Raw genomic sequence first — 7,480 nt, 5'->3', positions numbered from 1 at the left:
TGCTGGGGATTGAAGATATCGTCTATTGGGCGCGAGAGATCGGCGGCACAAAGACCTCAAAATTCACCCAGTACCCCCACGGCGACTGGCGAATGTGGTACTTCCTGTTCCTGCTGGTCTTCTATCTCGGTATGACCCGGGTCTCTGAGATCGGCCTCGAAAAGCTGATGCGCAAACTGTCCCACGGGCAGGCGACATCCGGCGGTGAGCTGCTGCGCAAGGAGACCACCGCATGAGTTGCCTGCAAACCATCCACGACTATGGCCTGCGGTCGATCGGTATCGGTGAACGGCTTTTGCCCAAAAGTGATTTTACGCTGTGTGAGCATTTCACTTTGATCGGCTCGGGCATGATCTGGAACATCTATTTCGGCCTTATGGCGTTGACCACCGGCTTTTTCCTCGCGACCGCTCTGGCAGTCGGAAAAAGCTCGGTCAACCGCTGGGTGCGCAAACCGTCGGAATGGTTCATATTCGTGTTCCGCGGCTCGCCGCTCTTTATCCAATTCTTCTTTGCCTATTTCTTCTTCCTGTCGCTGAAGAAAAGCTATCCGATGTTTGACGACTTCACTTCGGCTTGGTTGGGGGCGCTGATCGTTCTGTTTCTGAACACCGCAGCTTATTCGGGCGAAATCTTCTACGGCGCTTTGCGCTCGATTCCCAAAGGCGATCTGGAAGCCGCCGATGCCTATGGCATGTCCGGTTGGCCGCGCTTCCGCCGCATCGTGTGGCCGACTATGCTGCGGCTGGCTTGGCCCGCCTACACCAACGAGGCGATCTTTTTGTTCCACGCCACCACACTTGTTTTTTTCTCGGCCTTCCCAGCCTGGCAGCAGCGCGGCGACGCGCTTTACTACGCCAGCTATTTTGCCGACAAAACTTTCAACCCCTTCGTGGCCTACCCGATCCTGGCTTTCTATTTCATCTTGCTGACGCTGTTGATATCGTGGGCATTCAGTCTGGTGAACAAGCGCCTGAACCGGCACCTCCCGAACGGGCAACGCGCCAAGATGCGGTTCCGTCTGAACCTCGCGCGATAGGAGTGCTCTAAGGCCGTCAAATAGGGTAACGGTCTTCTGGGCGAACGGCTTCAGACATGCAGTGACGTCAAGAGGCGATCTTTTTCCCCTACGTCCTCAGGTGTCGAAATTGCGGTTGCGAGGTCTTCCAGCGACGCTATGGAATGCCCGGCCCGGAAACTGTCCACATGCGGCAGCATCGCTGCGACGCCGCGAGCTTTGGGCGCGAAACCGTCCCAGCGCAAAAGCGGGTTGAGCCAGATAAAGCGGCGCGAAGAGAGGTGGAGGCGCTCCATCTCGTGCGCCAGACGCTCCGGATCACCGCGGTCAAGGCCGTCGGTTATCAATAGAACAACCGCACCCTGTCCCATGACCCGGCGCGACCAGTCGCGATTGAATATGTGCAGGCATTCTCCGATCCGAGTTCCCCCTTCCCAATCCTGCGCCTCTGCGCCCGCTGCCATCAAAGCCGCGTCTACGTCGCGTTGATGCAGGTGACGAGTGATATTGGTCAGCCGCGTTCCGAATGTGAAGGCGTGTACGCGCGCCCAACCCGCGCCACGCGTGTTCGAAACAGCATGCAGAAAGTGCAGGATCATGCGGCTGTATTGGCTCATCGATCCGGAAATATCGCAGAGGGCGACGAGGTTGGGCCAACGCGGACGTGGTTTGAGGCGTGCAATATCACGCAACTCACCGCCCTGACGCATGGCTGTGCGCAGAGTGCGGGCACGGTCGATGCGATTGCCCGAATGGCTGGCCCGCCCCCGTCGTGACAAGATGGGTTTGACCGGAAGTGAAAGCCGCGCCAGCATGCGCTTGGCCAGAGCGATTTCCTCGGTGCTCATCTGTTCGAAATCCAATGTGCGAAGACGTTCCTCTCTGGAAGCCGTGCGCGAGGCGTCAACTTCTATCTCGGTCGCCTCTTCCTCTTGTTGAGATTCGGGCAGGTCGCGCTGCACACCTTCCAGCAAGGCCTCGGCAGCGCGTTTCGCGCCCGCATCCGCCTTGCGTTCCTCCTGCACGCCGCGTAGCGCTGGCAGCATCATTGCCATCATGTGTTCAAGGTATCGCGGATCGCGCCAATAAAGCCGGAACACCTGCGCAAACACGGCCCGGTGTTCCGGTCGGTTTACGAAGCAGGCGTGCAGCGTCCAGAAGAAATCTTCCTTTTCCGAAAATCCCGCCGCTTCGACCGCACGAATGGCATCAACCACTCGGCCTGGTCCTATGGGCAGCCCGGCCTTGCGCAGAGCACGGGCGAAATGCGTGATGTTCTGCGCCAGCTTCGGCTTGTCGGGAATATCCAGCGGAAGTTGTTCGGCCATCAGCGTTCAGCAATGCCTTGCGGGATATGTTTTGACCGGTCGGGCATCAGACCGGTTCCAGCGATGCCTTGGCCTGATCGAGAATGCGCTTGGCTTCGGATCCCTGCAGTTTCTGGATATCGTCCTGATATTTCAATATTGCCCCAACGGTGTCACCGATCACTTCGGGACTCAGATCAAGGACATCCAGCGCCAAAAGGCATTTGGCCCAGTCAATCGTTTCCGCAACGCCGGGTTTCTTGAACAGGTCTTCGGTGCGCAACTGCTGGACGTAGGCGACGATCTGACGACTCAGGTTTTCCGCAGCCTCCGGCGCGCGGGCATGCAAAATCTCGACTTCGCGTTCAAAACTCGGGTAGTCCACCCAGTGATATAGGCATCGGCGCTTCAGCGCGTCATGAACTTCGCGGGTGCGGTTCGATGTCAGGATAACGATAGGCGATTCAGGAGCCTTGACGGTTCCAAGTTCCGGAATCGTCACCTGGAAATCGCTCAGTGCTTCCAGCAGGAAAGCCTCGAACGGTTCGTCTGTGCGGTCCAATTCGTCGATTAGCAACACCGGAGAACCGAGTTCATCCGGACGCATGGCTTGCAGAAGGGGACGTTCGATCAGAAACTCGTCCGAAAACAACTCGGTTTGCAAGGCCGTTCGGTCGGCCCCTCCCGAAGCCTCGGCAGTTCGGATTGCGACCATTTGGGCGGGGAAGTTCCACTCATAGACTGCTGACGAAGCGTCCAACCCTTCGTAACATTGCAGCCGGATCAGGCGGCGGTTCAGCCCTGCGGCGAGCGCCTTGGCAATCTCGGTCTTGCCGACGCCAGCCTCGCCCTCCAAAAACAAGGGGCGGCCCAGCTTGAGCGCCAGGAAAACGACCGTAGCCAACGGCCGCCCACAGACATATCCTTGAGCAGCCAGCAATTCCTGCACCGCACCGATTGTTTCTGGCTTGTTCATCCACTCTCCCCCGATTGTGCCCAACAGGTCACGACAGGTCCGGCGCGTCAAGTCGCGCGTTTTTCAGGACATATGTCAACTTCGCTGATCGGCAATCGGGGCGCACTCATTTCGAACTCCTTACAAGCCGCATGCGAATGTGGTGCCTCCAGTGATGTGTCAAACACAACCAGAGCGTCACAATGGGGGCTGCCCATCCGCTTTCCACCTCGATAATGTCCACAAGCTCCGCGCCTTGGGCGCAGGGATGCACTTCGAGCCGGTGCACAAGATGCGTTCCCATCCCGGTTTCGTCCGATGTCATCTGATGCCCGGCATCCGTGCACTTGGTGACCACCATCCTATAGGGCCGAGCAGGCAGAAGGCCAAACAGCGACAGGTCGACATCGATCACCTGCCCTTCGTGCACTGGCCCCGATGGCAAATGATCGAAGCGCATCCACGGCCGGGTCACTGCCTCGAGCGTGTCGAGGTCGGTGACCAGTTCGAACAACCGATCCGGGTCGGTCGGATAGACATGTCTGAACGTCAACGTCTTTTTCATGATGACTCCCGATGCCTTAGCCTGCATGGGCTACAGCGGTCTGAGAAGCGCGCAAATTGCCTCGCCCCTCACCGCTGGGGCTTTCCCGACCGCCCCGCCTGTGCTAGCGGGTGCGCCATGACACAAAGCCTCACGATCCGCCGCCCCGACGATTGGCATCTCCACCTGCGCGATGGCGCGATGTTGCGGGCCGTACTGCCGGAAACCGCCCGCCATTTCGCCCGTGCGATCATCATGCCCAACCTTGTGCCACCGGTGGTAACTGGTAATCAGGCAGCCGCTTATCGCGACCGAATCCTGGCGGCCCTACCCGAGGGGATCTCGTTCGAGCCTCTGATGACGCTCTATCTGACCGAGGATACCAACCCAGAGGACGTGACCAGCGCTTATGCCAACGGATTGATCAAGGCCGTCAAACTGTATCCTGCCGGGGCGACAACGAACTCGGCTTCGGGCGTGCGCGACTTTGACAAGGTCCGCAATGTGCTGGAGAGGATGGCCGAGATCGGCTTGCCATTATGCGTCCATGGCGAAGTCACGGACACACAGATCGATATTTTCGACCGAGAGGCGGTGTTCATCGAAAACGTTCTTGACCCGATTCGTAGGGCAACGCCCGGACTACGCGTGGTGATGGAGCATATCACAACGTCAAATGGCGTGGACTACGTCAAGGCAAACGCAAAGGATCTGGGCGCAACAATCACGGCCCACCACTTGATCATCAACCGCAACCATATTCTCGTGGGTGGCATCAAGCCGCACTACTATTGCCTGCCGGTCGCAAAGCGCGAGGAGCACCGCGTTGCGCTGCTCGCCGCCGCCACATCTGGCGATGAGAGGTTTTTTCTGGGTACCGACAGCGCGCCGCATACCGATGCAAGCAAAGAAATGGCCTGCGGTTGCGCGGGATGCTTCACCGCCACCAACACGATGTCACTGGTGGCCGAGATGTTCGATCGCGAAGGCGCATTGGACAAGCTGGAGGCGTTCACCTCGTTGAATGGGCCTGCCTTCTATCGGTTGCCGGTGAACACAGGAACGATCACCCTGATCAAGGGGAAGCCGGTGGCCTATCCCACAAAGATCGAAACCGGTGAAGGGCCAGTGACGGTGTTTGATCCCGGGTTTCCTTTGCATTGGCACGTTCACTGACTGCATCTTTTCCCAAATGCTCCCGCCGGAGGCGGACAGCCTCTCTGACCAGATCCAAGGATTGAACAGTATGATCCCGTCTAGCTTTCCCGACGCCACCGAAATCGCCCGTCTGACCGCACGGATGCTTTTGGAGATCAAGGCCGTGCATTTCAATGCGCGCGAACCGTTCACGCTGGCCAGTGGCCTGCCAAGTCCGACCTACATCGATTGCCGCAAGCTGATCTCGTACCCGCGCATTCGATCTACGCTGATGGATTTTCTGACCGTTACCGTGATGCGCAACGCGGGATTCGAGGCCTTTGACAACATCGCGGGCGGTGAAACCGCAGGCATTCCCTTTTCAGCCATGGTGGCTGAGCGTATGGCGCTGCCGATGACCTATGTTCGCAAAAAACCCAAAGGATACGGTCGCAATGCCCGGATAGAAGGTGTGATGAGCGAGGGCCAGCGAGTGTTGCTGGTCGAAGATCTGACCACCGATGGCGGATCAAAACTCAGCTTTGTCGACGCGATCCGCGCAACCGGAGCCACCTGCGGCCACACGGCGGTTATTTTCTATTACGGCATCTTCCCCGAAACGGAGGAGACACTGGGCGAACATGGCGTTAAGTTGCATCACCTTTGCACTTGGTGGGATGTGCTGGCTGAAGCCAAGGTGCAAGGCGCGTTTGATTCCGAAACTCTGGACGGAGTTGAAGCGTTTCTGAATGACCCGCGCGGCTGGCAGGAGGCCAACAAACCGACGTAACTCGGTGGAACCGAATGTGGATAATTAAAGCCGAATCGTACTACCTCGGACAAAATATTGTGGTACTTTCTTTAATGCGCCACATGATGTACCATCCCAATAACAACCAAGCCCTGCTGTACGAAGTTATCCCACGGTCTCCCGGTGAGTTAACCACAGGGATTTCCAGATGGCGCAGTCCTCGCGCATACGTGTAGACAGGGCGGTAAGGCGACGGGGACAAGAATGAACGAGATCAGCAGTATCGGGCAGGCAACGGCACAGATTCAGAATGCCGAAACCATGCCGCATTCGATCGAAGCCGAGCAGCAGTTGCTGGGCGCGATCCTGACAAACAACGACCTATATGACCGCATCGCCTCGATCATCGGGGCCGAGCATTTCTTTGATCCGGTGCACACACGCATCTATGAAGTGGCCGCAGCACGTATAGCCAAGAACGCGCTCGCCTCTCCGGTGACACTGAAATCCTTTATGGCCGAGGATGAGGGCCTCAAGGAACTGGGCGGACCAGCCTATCTGGTCAAGCTGGCCGGTGCCTCGATCAGCGCCTTTGCTGTGCGCGACTATGCGCAGATGATCTATGATCTGGCTATCCGGCGTGAGTTGATCCGGCTGGGGCGGGACATCTCGGATAAGGCGGCGCGGGTCGACGTGGCGAGCGAGCCGAAAGAACAGATCGTCGAAGCCGAGCAGGCGCTTTACCAGCTTTCGGAACAGGGGCAGACGGAACAGGGGTTCCAGTCCTTTCTCAAGGCCGTGACCGAAGCAGTCAACGTCACCAACGAGGCCTATCAGCGCGGTGGCGGAATGGCAGGAATTTCGACCGGCCTGGTCGATCTGGACAAGCAGTTGGGCGGGTTGCATCCGTCGGACCTGATCATTCTTGCCGGACGCCCCTCGATGGGCAAGACCTCGTTGGCAACCAATATCGCGTTCAATGTGGCAAAGGCCTATCGGCGCGGAACCAGGTCGGACGGCTCCCAAGGCGCGGTCGATGGCGGCGTCGTCGGGTTCTTTTCGCTGGAAATGAGCGCCGAGCAATTGGCGGGCCGGGTTCTGGCCGAGGCCTCCGAGATCTCGTCGCACAAGATACGTCAGGGCGATATGACCGAGGCCGAATTCCGCCGGTTCGTGGATGCCGCCAAAGAGCTGGAAGCCTGCCCACTTTTCATCGATGACACACCTGCATTGCCAATTTCCCAGTTGGCGGCGCGCGCGCGTCGCCTCAAGCGGACACACGGACTGGACTTGCTGGTCATCGACTATCTGCAATTATGCCGGGGCATGTCGGACAACCGCGTGAACGAGATTGCAGAAATCTCAATGGGCATGAAAGCGATTGCCAAAGAGTTGAACATTCCCGTCATCGCGCTGTCCCAGCTTTCGCGTCAGGTGGAAAACCGGGACGACAAACGCCCGCAACTGTCCGACCTGCGGGAATCGGGCTCGATCGAGCAGGATGCCGATGTCGTGATGTTCGTTTTCCGCGAAGAGTACTACAAAGAACGCGAAAAGCCCGGCGATCACGAGTTGGACAAGATGGAAGAGTGGAAAAACGCCATGGAGCGGCTGCACGGAAAGGCCGAGTTGATCGTTGGCAAACAGCGCCATGGCCCAATTGGCACAGTCGAGCTGTCATTCGAAGCACAATTCACCCGCTTCGGCAATCTGGTCAAACCCTGGCAGCAGGGCGGAGAGATCGAAGGGTACTGAGTCAACCCACAAT

General features: G+C 58.2%; 7 protein-coding genes and 1 pseudogene. 5 read left to right on the top strand and 3 right to left on the bottom strand.

What is annotated here, in order from left to right; all coding sequences use genetic code 11:
- Window positions 1-236 (top strand): annotated as a pseudogene (locus tag AC2FLX_RS10015) (ABC transporter permease); the annotation flags it as partial.
- Window positions 233-1,039: an ABC transporter permease gene (locus AC2FLX_RS10010; RefSeq protein WP_496744858.1), complete on the top strand. Its 807-nt coding sequence runs from the start codon at window positions 233-235 to the stop codon at window positions 1,037-1,039. The pseudogene AC2FLX_RS10015 and the gene AC2FLX_RS10010, both read left to right, overlap by 4 nt.
- Before the next feature lie 50 nt (window positions 1,040-1,089).
- Here AC2FLX_RS10010 and AC2FLX_RS10005 read toward each other — a convergent pair whose 3' ends face one another.
- The 3 genes from AC2FLX_RS10005 to AC2FLX_RS09995 all read right to left on the bottom strand — a co-directional run bounded on the left by AC2FLX_RS10005 (window position 1,090) and on the right by AC2FLX_RS09995 (window position 3,845).
- Window positions 1,090-2,346 carry a vWA domain-containing protein gene (locus tag AC2FLX_RS10005; protein WP_480748167.1) on the bottom strand — a complete coding sequence of 419 codons (1,257 nt, stop codon included), beginning with the start codon at window positions 2,344-2,346 and terminating at the stop codon, window positions 1,090-1,092.
- Between the two features lie 46 nt (window positions 2,347-2,392).
- Entirely contained in the window at window positions 2,393-3,301 is a 909-nt protein-coding gene (locus AC2FLX_RS10000; protein WP_480748166.1) for an AAA family ATPase, read from the bottom strand.
- 106 nt (window positions 3,302-3,407) lie between these two features.
- Entirely contained in the window at window positions 3,408-3,845 is a 438-nt protein-coding gene (locus tag AC2FLX_RS09995; RefSeq protein WP_480748165.1) for a hypothetical protein, read from the bottom strand.
- Between the two features lie 117 nt (window positions 3,846-3,962).
- On the opposite strand from AC2FLX_RS09995, the gene pyrC reads away from it, so the two are divergent.
- From pyrC to AC2FLX_RS09980, 3 genes are all read left to right on the top strand, one after another.
- Window positions 3,963-5,000: a dihydroorotase gene (gene pyrC / locus AC2FLX_RS09990; protein WP_496809762.1), complete on the top strand. Its 1,038-nt coding sequence runs from the start codon at window positions 3,963-3,965 to the stop codon at window positions 4,998-5,000.
- Between the two features lie 70 nt (window positions 5,001-5,070).
- A complete protein-coding gene (locus tag AC2FLX_RS09985) occupies window positions 5,071-5,751 on the top strand; it encodes an orotate phosphoribosyltransferase (RefSeq protein ID WP_496809763.1) in 681 nt (226 codons plus the stop codon).
- Between the two features lie 225 nt (window positions 5,752-5,976).
- Window positions 5,977-7,467 carry a replicative DNA helicase gene (locus AC2FLX_RS09980; RefSeq protein ID WP_480748162.1) on the top strand — a complete coding sequence of 497 codons (1,491 nt, stop codon included), beginning with the start codon at window positions 5,977-5,979 and terminating at the stop codon, window positions 7,465-7,467.
- Window positions 7,468-7,480: the final 13 nt, after the last annotated feature.

The organism is Ruegeria sp. YKSF57 (assembly GCF_059612585.1).
This window is presented reverse-complemented; position numbering and strand designations above follow the sequence as displayed.